Raw genomic sequence first — 20,531 nt, forward strand, 5'->3', positions numbered from 1 at the left:
CTTTCTTTCGTGTCTGACGAACCTGCAAACGCACGCGACTAGAACAATGTCGACACGTCGACCGGTTCGTTTCTTTTCGCAGCATCAGCCCCGATCACGGCCAACGCCGCTGTCAGGGCTGGCCCCATGAGCCTGGGTGCAAGGGCAGCTGCAATGTCCTGGGCAGAGCCCGAGGTCATCGCCATTGCCAGAGGCCGCATCAGCCGCCGCTCGAAAACACTCCGGGCACGCCGGGCCCCTTCTTCCGTGTCGGGATAGTCGGCCGCATAGGCCAATCGCCGCAACAGCGCCCGGGCGGTTGCCGGCGGATCCTTCCGGGAAAGCAGACTGGTGACCCGCGCCATCAGCAAGACATCGCTCTCGCCGTTGCCCCAGTAAGACGGCGGCGTACCCGGGTAGGACCAGATACCGCCACTGAAGCGACGCCAGCGTTCGGCCGCCCGCGCAACCGTCGGCGCATCCGGAACAGCATTGAACACTGCAAATGCCCCTACCCAGTCGCAGGTAAGGCCCAGTGCTCCCAGAATTTCCGGTCCTTCGATCTCGATGTCGCTGGAATAGCGTTCGAAACTGTCGAAGAGATCAGGTGTTCCCAGCATCTCCAGCGTTTCAGGCAACCCCTCGTAAAAGCCGCGCAGATATTGCGCCATGCGCGGACTGTGCTGAATGCGGGCAAGAACGCTCAAGGGCGCGATCGCAGGGTTCATTCGGGCAATGGTGTGCTGATCCGTGTCGGGATGCTGTTGTCCGGTCATGATCGCAAACCGCTCGGCGCGGTTGGCACCCTGCCGGATTGCATCTGCCGGGTACTCCGAAACCCTCTCGCCGAACCTGAAGACGGACATGGCAACCGGATCCAGGATCTCCACATACTCCGGCCGCCCTTCCTGGCTGGCCATGAGAGCGAATTCCAGCGCCCCCTTCAGGGCAATCCTGGAACCCTCGGAACGCGCCTGCCAGGCTGTTGCCGCCAGTTTTTCATCACCACGCAACCGGGCGACAAGTCCGTCGAAATCCGCTTCCGCCTCGATTTCCAGCAGGACCAGCCCGTAGAGGCCCGGGTCTTCCCGGCTCAATCGTTCGAGCAAGGATTTCGGCAGCTTCCGCCAAAGGGACATGGCACGCGCCCACTGGCCGGAGAGCCAGAAATACGCAAGCGTTGCCGCAGCTTCGGGACGGGAAGGTGACGGATTTCGCGGAAAGGCGTTGTTGAGGGTGAAGATATGATCGGCCTCGAACACATCGCCCCGCCGAAGGGTCAGTTCGAGTTCGCGGATCAGCTCCGGCTCGACCTCCTCCGCTTTCGAAGTCGGAACCGGTTCGGATGTTCCCTGCTCGCTGCTGGTATAGCGCGCCCGGCGCGAGCGCTCGCCGCGCTCCTGCAGGATGGCATTCGTCGCCGGAAGTGGAAGCTCGTCCAGTTCCTCTTCGCTGAGGCCCGCAACGTCGGCTGCGGTGAATTCGGGCATCGGGTCTCCGGCCCGCGTCGCCTGGAAGGCATGATAGAGCGCGGTCTCACGGTCGAACTCGGCAAACCAGTTTGCCGCCGCCCGGTCTATTCTTGCGGCCAGCTCCGGCTTTTCGACGTAGAGCATGGGCAGGATTTCCCGCCGCAGGTCGCTGCGGTGTTTCAGCCAGTCCTGACCGTCAACGGCCACCAGCCAATGGTGGCTGCTGAGTTCCTGCCAAAGTCGCCTGGACGCAGCTTCATCGATATCCTCACCGAGCCCGAGCGCCGGCGCCAGAACGAACTGGATTGCCTCGGCGCTGATCCGGCGCAGGACAAGACCAGGGTGTGCCAGCTTCGCCAGCAGCGGGTCGTCAATGCGCGAAAGGATAGCCCGGTAAAGATAGGCTTCCGTGATGCTGCCTGCTTCGCCGTATTCCAGTTCACCCGGATCGAAGTCCTCCGCCTGCGTTACCTTGGCTGAAAGCCGCAGCATCAGCGGGTTGCCACGCGAAAGTTCGAAGATCCTGTCATGCAAATCCGGGGAAGCCCCCAACTTGTCCAGAAGATTGCGGGATTCCGTCTCGCTCAGGCCTTCCAGCTCCAGAGGCGGTCCCTCGATGCGTTTACGAACGGAATCGAGCGCATCTCCCCGTCCGGCCGCAATGATCGAGATCGGCGACAGCCCGGCCCGCACCAGATTGTCCAGAACCTCGAACAGCAGAATGGGCCGGGTTTCGCCATGACCGCGCAACACTTCAAGCGTATCCAGCACCAGGACCACCTGCCCGCCATGCGACCGCACCGCAGCGCCCATGGCATCGACCAGCTCGGTCGGCAAAAGGGTACTGCTCACCGTCGTGCCGGTCGTTTCCGCATTGCCGGAATACTTGAGCCTCAGGTCGCGCAGTCTGGGGGCTTCGTCCGTCAGGATATCGCCCAGCTGGCGGGAGAGCTCATGCACCAGCTTGTCGGGATCTTCCAGGTTCAGCCCGCGCCGGTCGAAGTCCAGGCGCAGAACGATTGGCGCCTTTTGAACAGACCTGTGTTCCGCCATTGCCCGGTCAATCAGAAAGGATTTGCCGATGCCCGGCAGGCCGGTGATGAACAAGGCGCTGACAGGTGTTTTTTCCTGGGGCCGCGCGCACCAGTCGAGCAAGCGGGCCAGTTCCGTCTCCCGGCCAAAAAACTCTCGGCTCAGCATGGCATTGGCCCGCCTCGCGGCATCCACGCGGTTCATGACACCGCGCAGGCGCACCAGCAACGGATAGGCAGGCGCACTCGGTCCGGCCCTGTCGAGGTCATCGGATATCTCCTCGATCCGTTTGAGCTGATCCTGCTCGGGCAGATCCGGTGTTTCGGCAATCAGTCGTTCGATGGTCTCCTGCGAGAACGGTTCGTCACCACGCAATGCTCTGGCAACAGGTGTGTCTTCCTCCGGTGTTTCGATGGCCTTGAGCACACCATGGCGCGGCCCGTTGCGAAGAGACCAGACCGGCTCGGAGGATATTTCCAGGACGACCTTGTTGAGCTCTGTCAGCAGCCGGGCAATCGTCAATGGCGTCAGCTTGTCCTGCAAGACCTTGGACGCCGCCTCCACCGCATCACGCGGCGTGAAGGTTTTGCGCGTTGCGGCAAACCGCATGGCCGCCTTCAGGCCTTCCGCGAGCTGGTCACCGTCCTTGCTCATGGCGATGATGCTCCTTCGGCCGGAAGCAACGGTGCGAGAGACCTTTGCAGATTTTCCGAAACGGTTTTCACTTCCGCACTGCGATAGACCGTTCCCTGGGCTTGCACGCCGTGAAGGGCCTGCATCAGAACGAAATCGACCACATGCGTCGGCAGGCCAAGCCCCAGCGATCGGTTGATCGCCTCAAGCGTATGACGCACATCCTCGCGGTCGAACTGGCCGATGTAATCCACCATCACCCCCGGCCCCGTCAGCGCACTGGCATTTTCCGCCTTTGGCCCCGGAACGCTGTAGGTCTCTCCACCGGCCATGACAAATCGAAGGCGCGTATCGCTCAGGATCATTGCCAGAAGCAGTTCCAGTTGCTGTTGTGCCGCCTTGCGCAAGCCTCCGCGCGGATTGTCGAAATAAATCCAGCTCGGCTTGTCCGCAGTTGCGCCGGTCGTCTTGGCCAGGAGGTCCACCAGTTGCCTGGCGCGGTCCTTGTCGCTTGCCCCTTCACTGGTTTCGTCGTCCGCAGCCCCCGGCCGTGCCAGCAGCGGCGTTCCGCCGTGCAATCTCTCGTTCAGCGTTTCCAGCAGGTCTTCCATTCCCAGAGACAGTTCAACCCTGAACACCTGCGCCGCTTGACCGTTCTGCGCCAGAACCTGACACAAAAGATCGTAGGAAAATTCCAGTCCGGTCGTCTGGTCGATTTCCATCCGCTTGATCCAGATCCCGCGCAAGTGACGGGCGGCTCCCCGCACCACGTCATGGATGGCATGACAATAGCGCTGCCGTCCGATAATCAGATGACCATCGACACGCCCTGTCAGCGAAAAGATGTAAGGCGGTGCCCGGTCCTCCGCAATTGCCTGGGTAAATTCGTCTATGCCGGCGAAGGTTGCATAAGGAACGATCTCGGAAACGCCGTTCAGCTGCCCCTGATGGAAGCCGGCGAATGCAAGATCCGTGTCGAAAACCGACCCGCCTGACGACCCGGGTCTGGTGACACCGTCCTCCCATTCCAGTTGGATACGAGGCGGATCATCGATCGTCGCACGACCGGTAACGAAGGTGACGCCCCTGCCGTTGTCGTCCTGTCTGTGGCTCAGGCAAAGCTTTCTCCGCCCGGTGATCCACGCCGGAGGTTTCGCCGGCAATTCGTAATACGTTGTCATCGGTTGCTCGATGGCGAGCAAGGCGACATCCGGGTTGGCACGCAGGATATCCCCGTCCTGCAGACCGGCATCCCATTGGTCGTCATGACAAGGCATCTCGAAACGCACACCAAGCACGCGCAGCGACTTGTTCCCTTCTTGCGTGCGAACTGTGAGGCCGGACCGGCGCTCTTTCCGCTTGTCCTTGACTGTCACATGCCAGGCGGTCAGAGCGAGCCGGTGAGACACGAGTGTCGCGATACCGCAAAACCCTATTTCGTCGAAAACATACAGCTTGAAGCCCAGCATCTTGTGCGCGAAATCACCGAGATCCTCGAGGTCGAAATTGGCGGCGTTGATCGGCTCGATTGGTTGGGTGAGGTGGAACATGAACTCCCAGCCAAGATTTTCCTCGTTCAGATAATCAGCCAGCAGTTCTTCAAGAGGCTGCCCGGTGATGCCCGCCGTACTGCGCAAGGCATCCAGCGTCATCAGGGAATCCGTGAACCCCTGAACCCGGCGCAACACCCTGTCGACAGCCGCTTCGTTCTGCTCCAGATGCTGCTTCAGCTCTGCACTGGTTACCGGCATGACCAACACCGTATCGAGAATCGTTAAATCAATCGAGCCTGTCTCTTCGAGCCGACACGTCAGTCAACCGCCGACGGTCGGATGAGAATATGCGTCTTGTCGGTCAAAATACGGCCAACCGCACGTTCTCCCAGGCTTCGGAACCCAAGGACACAATTATAGCGTCATTCAAGCTGAAAATAAACGCACAAGTATACGCCGCCTGATGCTGCCGCAGACGCTGAAAAGGACGATCCTGTGCTCGCAGCAAAGCAACAGGTATCGTCCTCATTCCACTCGTCCTGACGCCGAAACCCGTTTACCGAACGAATTCGACGGTCACGAAAACAAGTTCCGCTTCGCCCGTGTTGGTGAGATCGTGCACGAAGGTCGTATCCGGCGACAGATCTGACATATGCCGGGTATCACCCGCCCTGTAGGTCACGTCCAGAATGCGGCCATCCGCCTGACGAGAAGTCGCCTTGCCATCGGTCAGGACGCTCCAGAAATAAGGCCGCTCGTGCCGGTGGGCGGGCAGCGTCTCTCCCGGCGCCAGTCGAAGATGCCAGACTTTCACGCCGTTTTCTTCCGACACCAGATGCGTCCCGACCCTGTCGGTAGCCATTGCGATCTCTGCCTTGCTCATTGGGTTGGTCATGCTGCCACCGGATAGCTTGTGTAACCTGCGGCATCTCCACCGAAGAGCGTCGACCCATCGAAATCGGCAAGCGGCAATCCGTCCGCCAGGCGGCGCGGAAAGTCCGGGTTCGCGATGAAAGGACGACCGAAGGCAACGAGGTCCGCATATCCATCTGCAAGGATCCGGTCTGCCTTCACCTTGGTATAGCCGCCGGCAACAATGACGGTACCGGAGTAGGCCTCTCGCAAAGCAGCCCGGAAGCTTTCGGGCGTTTCAGGCGCGTCGTCCCAATCGGCTTCGGCAAGATGAACATAGGCAAGACCAATCTTGTCCAGTTCCCCGGCGAGCTTCAGGATCGTCTGCGGTGCGGCCGGATCGTCCATGCCACGCTGGGTGATGAAGGGTGAAAAGCGAATGCCGGTCCGCTCCGCCCCGATGACTTTTGAAACGGCTTCGGCCACTTCCCGCGCAAACCGGATGCGGTTTTCCTGACTGCCGCCATAAGCATCCGTCCGCCGATTGGAGGTCGATCGCAGGAATTCGTCGATCAGATACCCATTGGCGGCATGGATCTCGACACCGTCAAACCCGGCTGCCCTGGCATTGGCTGCAGCTGTCCGGTAGTCCTCGACGATGGCAGAAACCTCTTCAGCAGTGAGTGCTCGCGGAACGGGACATTCGATCATGCCACCCTGCCCCGTCTCCGGATCAACCGCCCAGATGGACGCACCCGGGGCAATGGCCGAGGGAGCAACCGGCTGACCTCCACCCTGGAACCGGGCATGGCTCATGCGGCCGACATGCCAGAGCTGCAACACCATGCGTCCGCCTTTTTGGTGAACGGCGTCCGTCACCTTGCGCCAGCCATCGACCTGTTCCGCCGAATGGATGCCGGGAGTGAAGCTGTAACCCTGGCCCTGCGGTGAGATCTGCGTGGCCTCGCTGACAATCATCCCGGCGCTTGCCCGTTGGGCGTAATAATCCGCCATCATGTCATTGGGCACATTGCCCGGTTGCGTACTGCGCGAGCGCGTCATGGGAGCCATCACGATACGTGACGGCAGGGCAAGGGGACCGAGGTCATATCGGCCGAACAGGCTGGCCATGGAAAGTCCTTTCACAAACGTCAGTTGATCAGGGCGCCGCCGTCGACATCGATCACGGCACCGGTCATGGAAGGGTTGTCGATCAGAAGGAGATAGGCTGCCGCCACATCCGCCGGTCTTGCGAACCGCCCGGCGGGGAGGGTCTCTGCAGCCTTGTTCAGCATGGCTGTCCGGGCGGCCGGATCCATTGCGGCGTAAGCGGATGTATCGGTAAGGCCCGGGCTGACGACGTTGACCCGGACGGGAGCAAGCTCCTTCGCCAGCACCTTGGCACCTGCCTCCAGCGCCGCATTCATTGCGGTTTTCACAAAGGTACCGGGAACCGTTCGCCGCGCCAGAAAACCGCTGGTGAATGTTACGGTACCGCCCGGTCGAACATGCTTGGCCGCAGCCTGTGCCACCGCGACCGCACCCCAGAATTTCGTGTCGAAAGCGGTTTTGGCTGCCTCGAGATCAAGACCGGACACGGGTCCACCCGGCGCCTGGCTGCCGGCCGTGAAAACCACATGATCAACCGGACCGATCGCGGTGAAATAGACAGCAACCTCTTTCGGGTCTTCAACGTCCAGTCCATTGGAGCGCCCTGCGCGCAAGACCTCTCCCGGCCGGCTTTCCAGCGCATCGGCCACAGCACTTCCGATGCCGGATGTGCCGCCAATGACGACGGTTCTTGTTTCCTGGGTAAATGCCATCTCACGCACTCCTTTGGTCGGTTTCCCGAAAGACGGTTTCAATCAGCTGACCGGTGGGCGTGCGGAAGAACAGACGACGCTCGCCCAGTTCCGGCAGCTCCATGGGAGAATAGGCAATGCCAAGCCGTTCCAGCTTTGCCCGGAAAGCCCCGTAACCTTCGAGGCGGAAACCGATATGGTCCCAGCCGTCCGCCTGCCGATCCTCTTCTGCGTGTGGAGGAATTCCGATCAGATGAATGAGCGGTTCATTTCCGAAGTAGAGCCAGTGCCCCGGAATTTGGCGGATGGGGCGTGGACGCGGACGCTCTTCCAGATCGTCGAAGACCCGAAGGAAGAAGGCACGTGTTGTCACCAGATCGTGGGTTCTAATGGTGATATGATCGAGCAGCATCCCGTTTCCTTTCCGGCAGCAATCATCGGACTACCGTTGTTGCCCACGAACCTAATGCTTGCGACAGAGCCAGATAATTGAGACAATTCCGAAACTAAAATTCGGAATTCTCGAATAATGATGGACAATCTCGCACTGTTCGTGCGCATTGCGGAAACGGGAGGCATTGCCTCCGCGGGCAGGGAGATGGGCTATTCCCCCGCTACGACGTCCGAGCGGCTGGCAGCACTTGAGGCTCACTATGGCGTCAGGTTACTGACACGGAGCACGCGCGCCCTCAGTCTGACCGAAGAAGGACGTTTGCTGCTGGACGGCGCCCGCCGCCTGCTTGCCGAGGCGGAAGAGTTGGATGTCCGTATCCGGTTAGGCGCGGAAAGACTGGCTGGACCCATTCGCCTGTCGGCACCGCTTGACCTAGGCAGAACACGCCTTCGGGCTGTGCTGGATCGGTTTCTGGAAACTCATCCGGACGTGACGATCGATCTTCACCTGAGTGACGGTTTCGTGGACGTTGCCTCGCAGGGGTACGACGTTGCGATCCGGTATGGCGAGTTGAAGGATTCAACACTTATCGTCCGCAAGCTTGCGGCCAACGCCCGGATTGTCTGTGCCGCTCCGTCCTACGTGGAACGCCATGGCCGTCCGCACCATCCCCGGGACCTTGCCCGGCACGATTGCCTGCTGATGCGTTTTGGCTCCGAGCCCGACAATTCCTGGCAGTTCCTGATCGACGGCAAGATAGTGCGCTGCCCGGTCAGTGGACGGCGCACGGCAAATGACGGCGGGCTGGTGCGCGACTGGTGTCTCGCCGGGTTCGGGATTGCCCGCAAGTCCCAATGGGATGTTGCTGAAGACCTGGCAGCGGGCAAACTCGTCCCATTGCTGCGGGAATTCGAGCTGCCCCCCGCCGGGCTACAGGCTGTTTATCCAAAAGGCCGGTCAGGGGTGCGGCGGATCAAGGCCTTGCTGGAGGAACTGGAAACTGCATTCAAATGAACGCAGTCCAGCCGACAGCGATTGGTCAGTCGTATTCGGGCCAGACTGCGTCCCCTGCCCCGTCCGGCCGGTACTCCAGCCGTCCCTTTTGAATCTGCCATTCGATGAAATATTCGCCCGTACTCTCGACGACGGGTTCAGCGCCCCGGACCACCGGGTCGAACAGGGTCAGACGCTGGGAATGTGCGCCCTTGTGGCAAACCGCGACAAAAAGCGGACGTTCCGGGTCTTCGCGCATGGTGTAGATACCGTCCTGCTCGCAATTGTCCGCATCACCCGAACAAAACGAGCAGCCAGAGATATCGAGTGGAACGACCTCTCCGGACACACTGTCCGACACGACGATCCGGGCGTCTGGCGTGGGCTCGAATGTCCACGACAGGGAGCTGCCCACAATCTCGACTGCTTCGCCCGGCACCGGCTCGCCCTTCCGGCTAGCGTCTTCGACCAGTTCGTAGGAAGGGCACCACGGATTGGCAAAATCCTCCAGTAACGCCAACGCCTCGCTGTGCTGAAGTGCCAGCGTCATCTCGCAGGACGCCATGTTGATATAGGACGCGGTATTTCCCGGGAGCTTGCCAAGCAATCCGCATTCGCTCTGGCGCAGCGCCTCCCAGGTTTTTCCACCTTCAAACAGCTGTTTCGTATGCGCGGGATTGCAGAGCCGTTCAGCGAGTTTTTCGCGTCTGCGGTCCAGTTCCGCCCGCCGTTCCGCTGCCCGGTCCTCCAGGCACTCGCCAATCGCGGCGCCGCCGATCCGGTTCGCTGGATCCGCCTTGCAAGACGCAATCTCGGCTTCAAGACCCGCCGGCAATTTCGGTTCGGGATCAGGCGTCTGCGCGGTTGCCGCTGAACCTGTTCCGGCAAGGAGGACAATGAATGCCAGGAAAGGCCGGAGGTTTTTGCCGTGATCCAGCGCCCCAGAGAACCGGGCAGCTTTGCCGCGCCTGACGGCTGTGGATTGCCCGAACCAATTCTTTCTCCCCCCAGTCACCTTGGCACTCATGGCATTCCCCCAGTTGCTGTTGACGACAGCGGTTGCTTGCGACGTCCTCGACAATCTTCATAAGCCGGATCAACCGTTTGTGAAACGCGAATGCTCTAGCGCCGGAGAGCAGAGCCCTGCATCCCCCAGATGGGCCATGGCCGGTAGACACAAAAAAGCGGCGAACGGTCCAGCCGTTCGCCGCGTGTTCATCTCGTGCCGGTGCTGCTTTGTCCGAAGCGTCACCGGTCGGTTTCAGCCAGGATGGCAGCGATGTCTAGAGTATCATCAATCCGATGAAGACCATCACCACCGCCAGCACACTCCAGGCCATGAGCTCCTGAAATTGAGACTGACGGGATTTGACCTCGCTCCATGTGCGGGCTTGCGCACCGTGTCTCAAACCGAATTGCGGGTGGTTGATGGAAGCATCCGACACGTGCCGGAACCGGTCTCGCAGCTCTGCTGCCCGGCGGGCACCGCGGTCCTCGTTTATCGTCCGATACCTCAGTTGCATGTGTGCATCCTCCGTATGTGCCAGTCTGGCTGCGACGGAGGTAAGAAGCACAAAGCCCCTTTTCAAATGACGGATTTGTAATCTTTCCCGGCCGCCCTGCACATGGTGCCACCTGGCTGCTGACGGGAGTTTCGGCAGCCAGACGCGGATCAGGCCACTGAAAGTTCCTTCTCCTTGGCCTTGTCTTTTTCCTTGGCTTCAGCTTCCGCGACTTCATCGCCGTCTGTGTCGAAATCGGCCTCGTGTTCCGGGTCGTCGTCGACGGAAATCGACAGGTTCTTCTCGACCTGCCGCAGCAGCTTCCGCAGTTTCTTGCGGTCCTTGTCCTCCAGACCGGACATGGCTTCCCGTTCCAGACGCTTCCAGGCCTTGTCCACCGACAGCACCAGTTCACGGCCGACATCGGTCAGATAAACCCGGGCAAGTCGGCCGTCCGTGTCGGAAACCTGGCGGCGAACATATCCCTGACTGGAAAGCCGGGTCACCATCTTGGTGACGGTGGGCGGCTGCACACCAAGCGCGAGAGCCAGCTGGCTCATTGTGCGCCCGTCCGTATCTGCCAGGACCTTCAGCACCAGTTCCTGGCCGGGGTGCAGCCCGATTCGCATGAGATGCGCCCCGGACCGGGCCCGCTGCGCCTTCGCCGCCTGAACCAGCCGAAACGTTATGCTTTTCTTGTAATTAAAAGCCATCGCAGCAACCCCGTCTTCCAATCAACTCGAATCACGTTCATCAATGATGCGGCGGAACCCTAGCGGGAGTATTTAACCGTCAAATGACACTCGCCCGGGAAAAGTCGATTTTACTGAGACTGCGCAGACTTGGCGCCTGTTATCCAGCTAACTTTTGATGTACCGACCGCTGACGTGCCTCTGTCGAACGGTGATACAGACCATTACCATGGACATCCGGCACCTTTTTAAAGCGCGTCAGCCGGCTCCAGTGCGCCATGCAGCGCATCGGAAACCTCGCGGCAATATTGACTGTATTCGGCGGAAGTCCGGAAACTGTCTTCTCGCGGGTAAGGCGCGTCGATTTCCATCTCGCGTATCACCCGGCCTGGCCGGGCGGCCATCACCACGATGCGACTGGAGAGATAGACGGATTCGAATACCGAATGCGTCACAAAAAGCACGGTCCAGCCAAAGGTCTTCTGCAGGTGCAGCAGGTCGTTGTTAAGCTTGAACCGGGTGATTTCATCAAGCGCGGCAAAGGGTTCGTCCATCAGAAGAACTTTTGGCCGGGTGACAAGCGCCCGGGCAATCGAGACCCGCATCTTCATGCCGCCGGATAACTGACGGGGAAAGTCTTCTGCAAAGTCGGCCAGTCCGACGGTCGCAAGTGCTTCCATCACCCTGTCCCGGGCAGCCTGGCGAGATACGCCCTTTAACCGCAGTGGCAACCAGACATTGGCAAAAACCGTTGCCCACGGCATCAGGGTCGGCTCCTGGAACACGAACCCGAGCTCATGTTCCTCCTGCCCGCTTCGCTCCGCCGGCCAGGAAACGGTGCCCGTGCTGGGATCGGACAATCCGGCGATGATCCTGAGCGCACTCGACTTGCCGCACCCGGATGGCCCAAGCAGGGACACGAATTCACCTTCACGCACATCCAGGGAGAAATCGTCGAGCGCGGTTGTGCCGTTTTCGAAAACCTTGCCGATACCGTTCAGGGATACGACGACGGGGACCTTCTTGTGTGACGTCATGTGATCGCTTCCAGCGTTCCCGTTATGTGAACCGTCTCCACAGTGCCCGTCAGTCCTTGACCTTGAGCGCCCCTGCAAGCAGCGGAATGGCAACCGTCAGCACCGCAACGGTGATGAACGACGCTCTCAGCGAGAGATAGTCGCCAACAAAGCCCAGCAGCGGCGGACCGAACAGAAAAGCTCCATAGCCAAGTGTCGCAACGGCCGCAAGGGCAGCCCCTTTCGACATGTGCGGGTCACTGGCTGCCCGCGACATGGCAAGCGGAAACAGCACCGCATACCCAAGGCCCATCACGAAACAGCCGGCCCACACAGACCACAGACCTGCGCCGGAGACCAGCAGGATGCACCCGAGCAGCGCGACGATACCGCTGACCCGCGCGGTCGGCACCGGCCCGAAGCGGGCGATCACCTTGTCACCGGACAGGCGCATGATCACCATGGCGATAGAGAAAATCGTGAAAGCGGCAGGTGCGATCGACTCGGCAATGCCAAGATCCTCGATCTGATAGAGCGCGGCCCAATCAGTAACTGCGCCTTCGCCCAGCGCTGCCACCAGCGCCATCAGCCCGACCAGCACCAGAGCCCCCTTGGGCAGCGCAAAAAGCGGTGCCTTGCTGCCATCTTCGTTTTCCGTCTTGGTCTGCGGCCAGGATTGGCGCCAATACCAGACAAGGAATGGCGCCGCGACGATGCCCCACAGGACAAAATGCGACAGCACGCTGAGATCCGCCATGATCGCAAGCCCGCCGGCCAGGGCAGCAACACCCGCACCCAGGCTGTACAGCCCGTGGTAGGAGGACATGATCGGACGCTCCAGCGCTTTTTCCACTTCAGCACCCCAGCCGTTCATGGAAATATCCAGCGCACCAATGCTCAGCCCTGCCAGGAACAATGCCGCTGTCAGCAAGGCCACGTTGGGCGAAAGACCGATCAGAACGAAACTGATGATGTTGGCGACCGCCAGCAGCTTTGTCATGGGGGCCGCGCCCAGGCGGTCGATCAGCATTCCGGTTATGGGAAAGGCGACAAACGCACCGCAAGCCATGACAAGCAGAAGAATGCCGAAGCCGCTTTCATCGAGACCGGTTGCAGACTTGATATTGGGAATTCGTGATGCCCACGTACCGATACTGGTTCCGCACATGAAGAAGATCGCCGAAACGACACGACGCGCGGCAATGGCTTGGCGCTGAATTGAAACTGACATGGAGCTAACATTTTCTGGGAGGGCGAGCGCCCGAAAGGGAGCCGTCTTTCTGTCACGCGAGTGCCGGCCTGACAAGCATCATTCCGGGTGAAATGAGCAGCGCCTTAAACCAGCTTCCGCGATAGGAAAAAATGCCTGCAGCCAGCCCTCGATTCTACGCAGGACCAGGATTGCCGGCTCAAGTGGCCAGCCCGGACAGACGGAACTGGATTTCATTGGTCCGCTCCACTGCGGACTGATAGGCGGAAATGGCTGCAGCGGTTTCCGCCCGGGCCCTGTCCCCGCTCGTTCCGCCAACAGTCTCGGCACTATCCGAGCCGCCAGAATTGTTCCGGCCAGTCGTGCTGTCCGCACCGACAGTCTCAGGATCGGGACCGGAGGCGGAATTGACATTCCCGTCGTCATCATCCCCGGACAGTTCTTCCGACTTCTTCTGCCGGACTTCTGCCTGCGCTTCGGAAATCTGGGCCCTTGCCTGCTGCGCCACCTTCAGATCCTGAGAAGACGGATCGGCAGGTGCGGTCGCAGCGCGAATGACAACCTGCATCTTGCGGATCGTGGCTTCCGGTGTGCGTTCCTTGGAGGTATCGATCTGGACCTCGCCCCCTATGGCATACCGCTTGCCGTCCGGTCCCTGCTGAAAGGTGTAGCTGGGCGCCCCGGCATAAGCACCGCCAACACGGGCATGTGCCTGCTCATGGGCACGGACTTCCTGGTCCCGCTGTTTCAATTTGTCGACCTGCTTTTCCTCGGCCTGGTCAAGGCCGTCGCCATCAGGATCTTCGTCCTTTGCAGCATCATCCTGCGCCTGGCCAGCTCCACCGCTGGCGGCTTCGGCCTCCGCATCAGCACTGTCGCCAGCAGGCGCCGCATTTGCGGGCGTTCCGGTCTCGGTCTCTTCGCTTTCGGGAGTTCCAGATGCAGTTGCCTGGCGGGATCTACCCGGCGCATCGGCAGAACCGTTGGCTTCCTGCAGGGCGATCACGGCTTGTGCGGTCAAGATCGGCGTATTGCCGGCACGGGCAGAGATTGCCTGGGCACTTGCCTGGCTTGCACGCGCAGAAGCCTGGTCCCGGCCCTGGGTATTTTCCCCAGAACCAGGATCGCGTTCAGCCGCGACACCGCTTCCTCTCAGGATCGTTGCCGGCGTATTTGACAGGATTGCGCCGATCATGGCGCGGATTGTCCCAAAAAGGCGTCAGCAAATTCTAAACACCGGTTAAGAATCCGGCATCATAAGTTCGTGAAGACCCACTCGCTCAATGGCCGTTCTGCTACCGCCTCTTGCCTGCCCGGACACGCTATGCAAAGGAGAAAGTGACGTATCTTCAAAGCGGAACGGATCCATGCTGCCCAAGCCGTATTGGCAATACATGACAACCCTCGACTTTCAGTCGCAAGGAGTTGAAGACTGGATCGCGGTTCTTCCCGTTGCGGCCATCGAACAGCACGGCCCGCATTTGCCACTGTCAACGGACACGACGATCGCAGAAGGTCAGGTCAAGCGGGTACTGGAGCTTCTGCCCACTGGTCTGCCTGTCACTTTCCTACCCGTACAGGCCGTCGGCAAATCGGACGAACACATCTCTTCACCCGGCACATTGACCCTGGCCTGGGACACGGTCACACGTGCCTGGCTAGAGCTGGGCGAAAGCGTCGCTCGTGCCGGAATTCGCAAACTTGTGCTGATCAACTCCCACGGCGGCAACGTTCCTGTTCTGGATATCGTGGCGCGGGAGCTACGCGTGAAACACGACATGTTCGTCACCGCCACCAACTGGCTGCGGTTCGGTCAGCCCGACGGGCTGTATGCCGACGCGGAATTCACCTACGGCATACATGGCGGCGACATCGAAACATCACTGATGTTACATCTGCGTCCTGATCTTGTCCGCATGGAGCTTGCCACCGATTTTCCGTCGGAACAGCAAACCTACCTGCAGGAATTCAAGCATCTACGTGGCCACGGCAAAGCCCAATACGGCTGGAAGGCGCAGGACCTAAACGAAACGGGCGCGCTCGGCAACGCCTCGCTGGCCACGGCTGAAAAGGGTCGGCAATCGCTCGATCACGCGGCACGCGGCTTTATCGAGCTGCTTGAGGACGTCAACAACTTCGATCTTGCAAGGCTCTGGTCACCGGCACCTTGAGACCGGCCGGAAATCGTCCCGAGCTTGTCGGGACGGCTTGAGCTTACGCGAAGGGAAGCATTCGATTTCGTAATATAGCAATATTACGGAATTAAAGCAGGTATTATTCGCGTTTATTCAGCTAAACCCACAAGAATACACGACAATTCTCTGTATGTGTTGACCTGCACCTGTTTAGGCGACACATTAATAAATGTGGAGATTTGAGAGGGCGGTTCTCGCAGAACCATGAATCTTTCTATTCGGCAACTGGCGACCTTTCGAGAGGTCATGCGAAGTGGCTCGATTTCTGAAGCCGCGCGTACGCTTGGCCGGACGCAACCTGCAGTCAGCTCGACAATCGCGGGTCTTGAAACCGAACTGGAATTGAAACTGTTCGTTCGCGAGCAAGGCCGTCTGGTTCCGACACCGGAAGCGGAATTCTTCCTGGAAGAAGCGGAAGCCATTCTCAAGCGGCTGGAAATTTCCAAGCGCACCCTGCGCGGTCTCGCCAACCGGGAACACGGCCAACTGCGGGTCGCTGGCATACCGGAAGCGACGGCCGATTTCCTGCCCAACAGCCTGTCGAAGTTCATTGCCGACAAGCCGAGCGTCAAGGTTGCCCTGGCCAGCAGAACCTCAGCCGAAATCGAGGAACTGATCGCCGCGCAGCAATTCGATATCGGATTTGCAGAAACACCGAGAGCCCGAAATTCCTTCGACCAGATCGACTTCGACCTGGAATGCATGTGCGCGATCCCCGCGACCGATCCCCTGGCCTCGAAGGAAGTCATTACCCCTACTGAACTGGATGGATATCCGCTGGCGCTGCTTCATTCAGAACATCGCAGCCACCGGCAGACACTCGCCCGTTTTCGCGATGCCGGAGTTCGTTTCAACCAGCGCTTTGAACTTCAGACGGCCTGGCTTGGGCTCCGCTTCGTCGAAGCAGGCCTCTGCGCCCTGATGTGCGACATGATCACGGCCTACAATGCGCAGGAAAAAGGTCGGCTCGGCATGGGCCCGCCCATGATCGTCTTTCGTCCGTTCCGGCCGCGCATACAGAACAGCCTGTCGATACTCACACCGACCCACCGGCCGATTTCCATTGTCGCCAAGGACTTTTGCGACTTCCTCGCCGCGGAAGTGGAAAGCATCCGCACATCCATGATCAAGCGGACAGCCTGATACTTTGCCGGAAACGCCCGGCTCGTAAGTTCATCGATGTCGGGGAGCAGGTTTTCGACGAAATGCGAGCGACTGACGGCGGTCTCGCCGTCAGACTGGCTGCGGTTCGCATTTATTTTTTCGCGATATTCCGCAGTCGATGGGGCTTGCACAATCTGTCAGACGCACGCCTGAGCAAACAAAATAAAGCTGGCTGCACCGGTATTTCAGTTTGACCCACCTCCGGACACCCACAGGTTTCTGACTGGATGTCCGGAAGGCTGGTCTGTCACCAGATCAGGCGGCTGCGTTCTGGAAAATCGCGCTGTTGGCAGCGACGATGGCAACCGCATTGGTGCGATTTTTCGCCCCGAGACGGGTGATGGCATTGCGGATATGCGCTTTGACGGTCGCAATCGATACGTCCAGCTCATAGGCAATCTGCTTGTTCACCTTGCCTTCGCACAGCTTCACCATGATTTCCAGCTGGCGCGGCGTCACCAGGTCGGTGAGGTTGATCGGCCAACGGATGCCTGCGGCGAACGTGCCGGCGCTACCATTGACTGCGGAACTTGTCGGCAAGGCGAAATGAGCGGTCATCACTATGTTCCTTGGGTTTGTATTCCTCCGTGGTGGCAGGACTTTTCATGATTATCCGGCTATTGTAAAATGTTAAAATGCGTACTGCATAATGTTAAAGTTTTGCAATTTGATCCTGAAGGATGCCAAGCGTGAGCAAAAAACTCTATTCCGGCCACACGTTGAGGCAAATCCGCTCGGATTTCGGCCTGTCCCAGGTGGAGTTTGCAAAGAAAATCGGCCTGTCCACCGCCTATGTAAACCAGATCGAAAACAACAACCGCCCGGTCACCGCCTCGGTGTTGCTAACGATTAACAGGATCTTTGGCGTCGATCTGTCGGCTTTCGAGCAGAACGACCTCGACCGGGTGGTGCAGGATCTTCAGGAAATTTTCGCCGACACCCAGTTTCTGACAGCCTCCGTCGGCCGGCAGGAAGTGCATGAGCTGGTCACTCGGGCACCAGGCGTCACCAAGGCGATCATGGATCTTTACGGCGCGCTGCGGACCTATCACGACCGGGAAGCGAACGAGGACGATCTGGTCCAGCTCGGCGGTAGTCCGGAAAGCGGTCCCGGACCTCGGAAATCCGCTTATGAAGAGGTCCGCGACTATTTCCACTACATGGACAATTACGTCGACAGCATCGACCGGGCCGCGGAGAAGCTCTCTCTGGAGATCGGACTTTCGAAAGCCCCTTCGAAGTTCACCGCCCTGACCACCTGGCTTCAGGAACGCTTCGGCATTTCAGTCACGGAATTTCCGGACTATCGAGGCACGTTGATCCGTCAGGACGATTTCGCCCGCACCATCGCGCTCTACAGTGCCATTCCGCAATCGACCAAGAGCTTCCTGCTTGGGTCAGTCGTCGCCGAACTGTGTGTCCGGGACCTCATTTCAGAAGAGGTCACCAAGGCAAGGTTCAAGACCAAGTCGGCGGAAAGCATCGCGCGGCTGGCCTTGCGGAACTATTTCGCGGGCGCCTTGATCCTGGCCTATGACGACTTCCTGAAAACCGCTGCGGAAACCCGGCACGACATCCAGCTTCTGTCCAACCGGCTGGACGCCAGTATCGAGACCGTCTGCCACCGTCTGTCGACCCTGCAACGCCCCGGCGCCAAAGGTCTGCCGTTCTACTTCGTGAAGATCGACCGGGCCGGCAACGTCGTCAAACGCCACAGTGCAACCCGGTTCCAGTTCGCCCGCTTCGGTGGCTCCTGCCCGCGCTGGAACGTCCATCAGGCCTTTGAACAGAACTCCAACAAGTTCACCTCGCAGGTCGCCCAGATGCCTGACGGAGTACGCTATCTTTGCGTGGCGACCAGCATCACCAAACACCAGCCGGACTACCGCAGCGGCGAGCGCCGCTACGCGCTTGGTATCGGCTGCGAGGTGCAATATGCCGATGCGGTCGTCTATGCCGACGGGCTTGCGGTCGACGAGATCTCCTCGCCCGAGCCCATTGGCGTCAACTGCCGCATCTGCCCGAGGGACAATTGCGACCAGCGCGCCTTCCCGGCCGTCGACAAGGAACCTTTCATCGATTCAGGCCAGCGCGGCATTGTGCCATATCGGGTGAAGGCGGCGGATTAGGTGTGAAATTTCAGAGGCTTACCGGACACGCTGCAAGCAGCTCAATTCAGGTTTGCTCAGCTTAAGTTAGCTCGACTCAGTTCAACCCAACCAACTTCCCCCTCATCCTGAGGAGGACCGTCAGGTCCGTCTCGAAGGATGGGCCGCTTGCCCAGAATATGCCGCCCATCCTTCGAGACAGCGCTGACACGCTTCCTCAGGATGAGGCAGTGGGTGGGCAATGTTCAGAGAGGCTCACAAGGGCCGCCGTCGATTTATTCCAACCCAAAAAAGCTCAGCCCCGTTGCTCCATCCGGATCATGTCCGCCGCCTTTTCCGCGATCATCACCACGGGCGAAGCCGTGTTGCCGGAAACGATCTTCGGCATGATCGAGGCATCGATAACCCGAAGGCCATCGAGACCGCGAACTTTCAGCTGAGGATCGACAACCGACTGTTCGTCCGGACCCATCCGGCAAGTTCCGACCGGGTGGAAGATCGTGGTGGCGATATCGCCGACCTTTTTCAGAAGGTCTTCGTCGCTGTCGACCTGTGGCCCCGGCAGGATTTCCACCGGCTGGTAGGCCTGCAAGGCCTTGGCCGTCATGATCTCCCGCGCCTGACGTACGGACTTGAGGGCAATGAGCTTGTCCTTTTCCGCCGACAGGTAATTCAGCTTTATGTCGGGTTGCTGCCCACTATCACCGCTCTGAATATGTGACGCACCAACGCTTTCCGGACGAAGGTTGCACACCGAAACCGTGATTGCCGGGAACGGATGCAACGGGTCGCCGAGCTTGTCGGTCGAGAGAGGCTGGACGTGATATTCAAGATCCGGCGTTTCAAGCGACGGATCTGACTTGGTGAACATGCCGAACTGGCTGGGTGCCATCGACATGGGCCCGGATCGCATCAACCCGTATTGAAGCGCAATCGAGGCTTTTCCGAAAAGACTGTTGGCCATGGTGTTCAGGGTCTTGGCGTTCTTGACCTTGTAGACCGTTCGGATCTGAAGGTGATCCTGCAGGTTCTCGCCAACGCCAGCACGTTCATGCTTCACCTCGATGCCGTGCTGCGACAGCACCGCGCCATTGCCGATGCCGGAAAGCTCCAGGATCTTGGGTGAATTGATCGCCCCCGCAGCCAGTAGAACTTCGCGCTCCGCCCGCGCGGTCCGTTCCTGCCCCTTCACGGTGAAGGTAACACCGGCTGCGCGCTTGCCTTCCAGCAGGATCGACCTGGTTTCGGCATGGGTGATCAAGCGCAGGTTCGGCCGTTTCAGTGCCGGGCGAAGGAAACCTTTCGCCGTGTTCCAGCGAACGCCGCCATTCTGGTTGACCTCGAAGAAACCGCTGCCTTCGTTGCTGCCGTCATTGAAATCCGCACGCGGTTCGACACCGAACTCCCGTGCGCCTTTCTGAACGGCTTCGAGGATTTCCCATTTCAGGCGCTGCTTGGAGACTTTCCACTCACCGCCACCACCATGCAAACCTGACTTCCCGGCATGATGGTCTTCCGACTTCAGGAAATAGGGCAGCACATCATCCCAGGACCAGCCGACGTTGCCAAGCTGACGCCAATGGTCGTAATCCGCCGCCTGGCCGCGCATGTAGATCATGCCGTTGACGGACGTACAGCCGCCCAGAACCTTGCCACGCGGATAAACCAGGCTGCGTCCGTTGAGACCCGGCTCGCTGGCTGTCTTCATCATCCAGTCGGTGCGCGGATTGCCGATGCAAAAGAGATATCCGACCGGGATATGCACCCAGTGATAATTGTCCGAACCGCCGGCTTCCAGAAGCAGCACCTTGACCGAAGGATCCTCGGTCAGCCGGTTTGCCAGAACACAGCCGGCCGTTCCGGCCCCGACGATCACATAATCGTAGGTTCCATCGAGTGAAGTCGGACCGCTCATGTCGTTTCCCGTTTCCTGCCCATTTCCTGTCCGCAGTCTTTCCTGCTGCGGTCCAAACTTCGATGATCTGCATCATGCC

General features: G+C 59.7%; 18 protein-coding genes. 4 read left to right on the forward strand and 14 right to left on the reverse strand.

Annotation, left to right across the window (positions count from 1 at the left end):
• Window positions 1–38 precede the first annotated feature (38 nt).
• The 6 genes from ACVDG9_RS22445 to ACVDG9_RS22470 form a co-directional block, all read right to left on the reverse strand.
• The gene (locus ACVDG9_RS22445) at window positions 39–3,137 is read right to left on the reverse strand and encodes an AAA family ATPase (RefSeq protein WP_447239000.1); all 3,099 of its coding nucleotides are present in this window, start codon (window positions 3,135–3,137) and stop codon (window positions 39–41) included.
• Window positions 3,134–4,867 carry a trypsin-like serine peptidase gene (locus tag ACVDG9_RS22450; RefSeq protein ID WP_447239001.1) on the reverse strand — a complete coding sequence of 578 codons (1,734 nt, stop codon included), beginning with the start codon at window positions 4,865–4,867 and terminating at the stop codon, window positions 3,134–3,136. The genes ACVDG9_RS22445 and ACVDG9_RS22450 overlap by 4 nt, the downstream gene beginning before the upstream one ends.
• A gap of 298 nt (window positions 4,868–5,165) precedes the next feature.
• On the reverse strand, window positions 5,166–5,504 hold the full coding sequence (locus ACVDG9_RS22455) for a cupin domain-containing protein (protein ID WP_447239002.1): 339 nt from the start codon (window positions 5,502–5,504) through the stop codon (window positions 5,166–5,168).
• Complete coding sequence (locus ACVDG9_RS22460; protein ID WP_447239003.1) at window positions 5,501–6,592, reverse strand: alkene reductase; 1,092 nt, start codon at window positions 6,590–6,592, stop codon at window positions 5,501–5,503. Before ACVDG9_RS22460 ends, ACVDG9_RS22455 begins: the two co-directional genes overlap by 4 nt.
• A gap of 20 nt (window positions 6,593–6,612) precedes the next feature.
• Window positions 6,613–7,284, reverse strand: a complete 672-nt coding sequence (locus ACVDG9_RS22465) for an SDR family oxidoreductase (protein ID WP_447239004.1) — start codon at window positions 7,282–7,284, stop codon at window positions 6,613–6,615.
• A gap of 1 nt (window position 7,285) precedes the next feature.
• Window positions 7,286–7,675 carry a VOC family protein gene (locus tag ACVDG9_RS22470; RefSeq protein WP_209171397.1) on the reverse strand — a complete coding sequence of 130 codons (390 nt, stop codon included), beginning with the start codon at window positions 7,673–7,675 and terminating at the stop codon, window positions 7,286–7,288.
• 117 nt (window positions 7,676–7,792) lie between these two features.
• Here ACVDG9_RS22470 and ACVDG9_RS22475 point away from each other — a divergent pair, with 117 nt between their 5' ends.
• Window positions 7,793–8,671 (forward strand): LysR family transcriptional regulator, encoded by an 879-nt coding sequence (locus tag ACVDG9_RS22475; protein ID WP_208992410.1) that lies wholly within the window; start codon window positions 7,793–7,795, stop codon window positions 8,669–8,671.
• A 25-nt stretch (window positions 8,672–8,696) separates the two neighbouring features.
• On the opposite strand, the gene ACVDG9_RS22480 is transcribed toward ACVDG9_RS22475, so the two are convergent.
• The 6 genes from ACVDG9_RS22480 to ACVDG9_RS22505 all read right to left on the reverse strand — a co-directional run bounded on the left by ACVDG9_RS22480 (window position 8,697) and on the right by ACVDG9_RS22505 (window position 14,265).
• Complete coding sequence (locus ACVDG9_RS22480) at window positions 8,697–9,677, reverse strand: hypothetical protein (RefSeq protein WP_447239005.1); 981 nt, start codon at window positions 9,675–9,677, stop codon at window positions 8,697–8,699.
• Window positions 9,678–9,933: 256 nt separating this feature from the next.
• Entirely contained in the window at window positions 9,934–10,173 is a 240-nt protein-coding gene (locus ACVDG9_RS22485) for a hypothetical protein (RefSeq protein ID WP_447239006.1), read from the reverse strand.
• A 149-nt stretch (window positions 10,174–10,322) separates the two neighbouring features.
• On the reverse strand, window positions 10,323–10,865 hold the full coding sequence (locus ACVDG9_RS22490) for a MarR family winged helix-turn-helix transcriptional regulator (RefSeq protein ID WP_062486938.1): 543 nt from the start codon (window positions 10,863–10,865) through the stop codon (window positions 10,323–10,325).
• Between the two features lie 227 nt (window positions 10,866–11,092).
• On the reverse strand, window positions 11,093–11,881 hold the full coding sequence (locus ACVDG9_RS22495; protein ID WP_447239007.1) for an ABC transporter ATP-binding protein: 789 nt from the start codon (window positions 11,879–11,881) through the stop codon (window positions 11,093–11,095).
• A gap of 49 nt (window positions 11,882–11,930) precedes the next feature.
• A complete protein-coding gene (locus tag ACVDG9_RS22500; protein ID WP_077291705.1) occupies window positions 11,931–13,091 on the reverse strand; it encodes an MFS transporter in 1,161 nt (386 codons plus the stop codon).
• Between the two features lie 178 nt (window positions 13,092–13,269).
• A complete protein-coding gene (locus ACVDG9_RS22505; protein ID WP_447239008.1) occupies window positions 13,270–14,265 on the reverse strand; it encodes a putative metalloprotease CJM1_0395 family protein in 996 nt (331 codons plus the stop codon).
• 172 nt (window positions 14,266–14,437) lie between these two features.
• Here ACVDG9_RS22505 and ACVDG9_RS22510 point away from each other — a divergent pair, with 172 nt between their 5' ends.
• Window positions 14,438–15,241, forward strand: a complete 804-nt coding sequence (locus ACVDG9_RS22510; RefSeq protein ID WP_447239009.1) for a creatininase family protein — start codon at window positions 14,438–14,440, stop codon at window positions 15,239–15,241.
• A 228-nt stretch (window positions 15,242–15,469) separates the two neighbouring features.
• On the forward strand, window positions 15,470–16,408 hold the full coding sequence (locus tag ACVDG9_RS22515) for a LysR substrate-binding domain-containing protein (protein WP_031270575.1): 939 nt from the start codon (window positions 15,470–15,472) through the stop codon (window positions 16,406–16,408).
• A 276-nt stretch (window positions 16,409–16,684) separates the two neighbouring features.
• On the opposite strand, the gene ACVDG9_RS22520 is transcribed toward ACVDG9_RS22515, so the two are convergent.
• The gene (locus ACVDG9_RS22520) at window positions 16,685–16,987 is read right to left on the reverse strand and encodes a helix-turn-helix domain-containing protein (RefSeq protein ID WP_447239010.1); all 303 of its coding nucleotides are present in this window, start codon (window positions 16,985–16,987) and stop codon (window positions 16,685–16,687) included.
• Window positions 16,988–17,109: 122 nt separating this feature from the next.
• On the opposite strand from ACVDG9_RS22520, the gene ACVDG9_RS22525 reads away from it, so the two are divergent.
• Window positions 17,110–18,558 carry a helix-turn-helix domain-containing protein gene (locus ACVDG9_RS22525; protein WP_447239011.1) on the forward strand — a complete coding sequence of 483 codons (1,449 nt, stop codon included), beginning with the start codon at window positions 17,110–17,112 and terminating at the stop codon, window positions 18,556–18,558.
• 274 nt (window positions 18,559–18,832) lie between these two features.
• Here the strand turns inward: ACVDG9_RS22525 and ACVDG9_RS22530 are convergent, their stop codons facing one another.
• Entirely contained in the window at window positions 18,833–20,452 is a 1,620-nt protein-coding gene (locus ACVDG9_RS22530) for a GMC family oxidoreductase (RefSeq protein ID WP_447239012.1), read from the reverse strand.
• Between the last annotated feature and the right edge of the window lie 79 nt (window positions 20,453–20,531).

The sequence above is a fragment of the Roseibium sp. RP-7 genome, assembly GCF_053005225.1.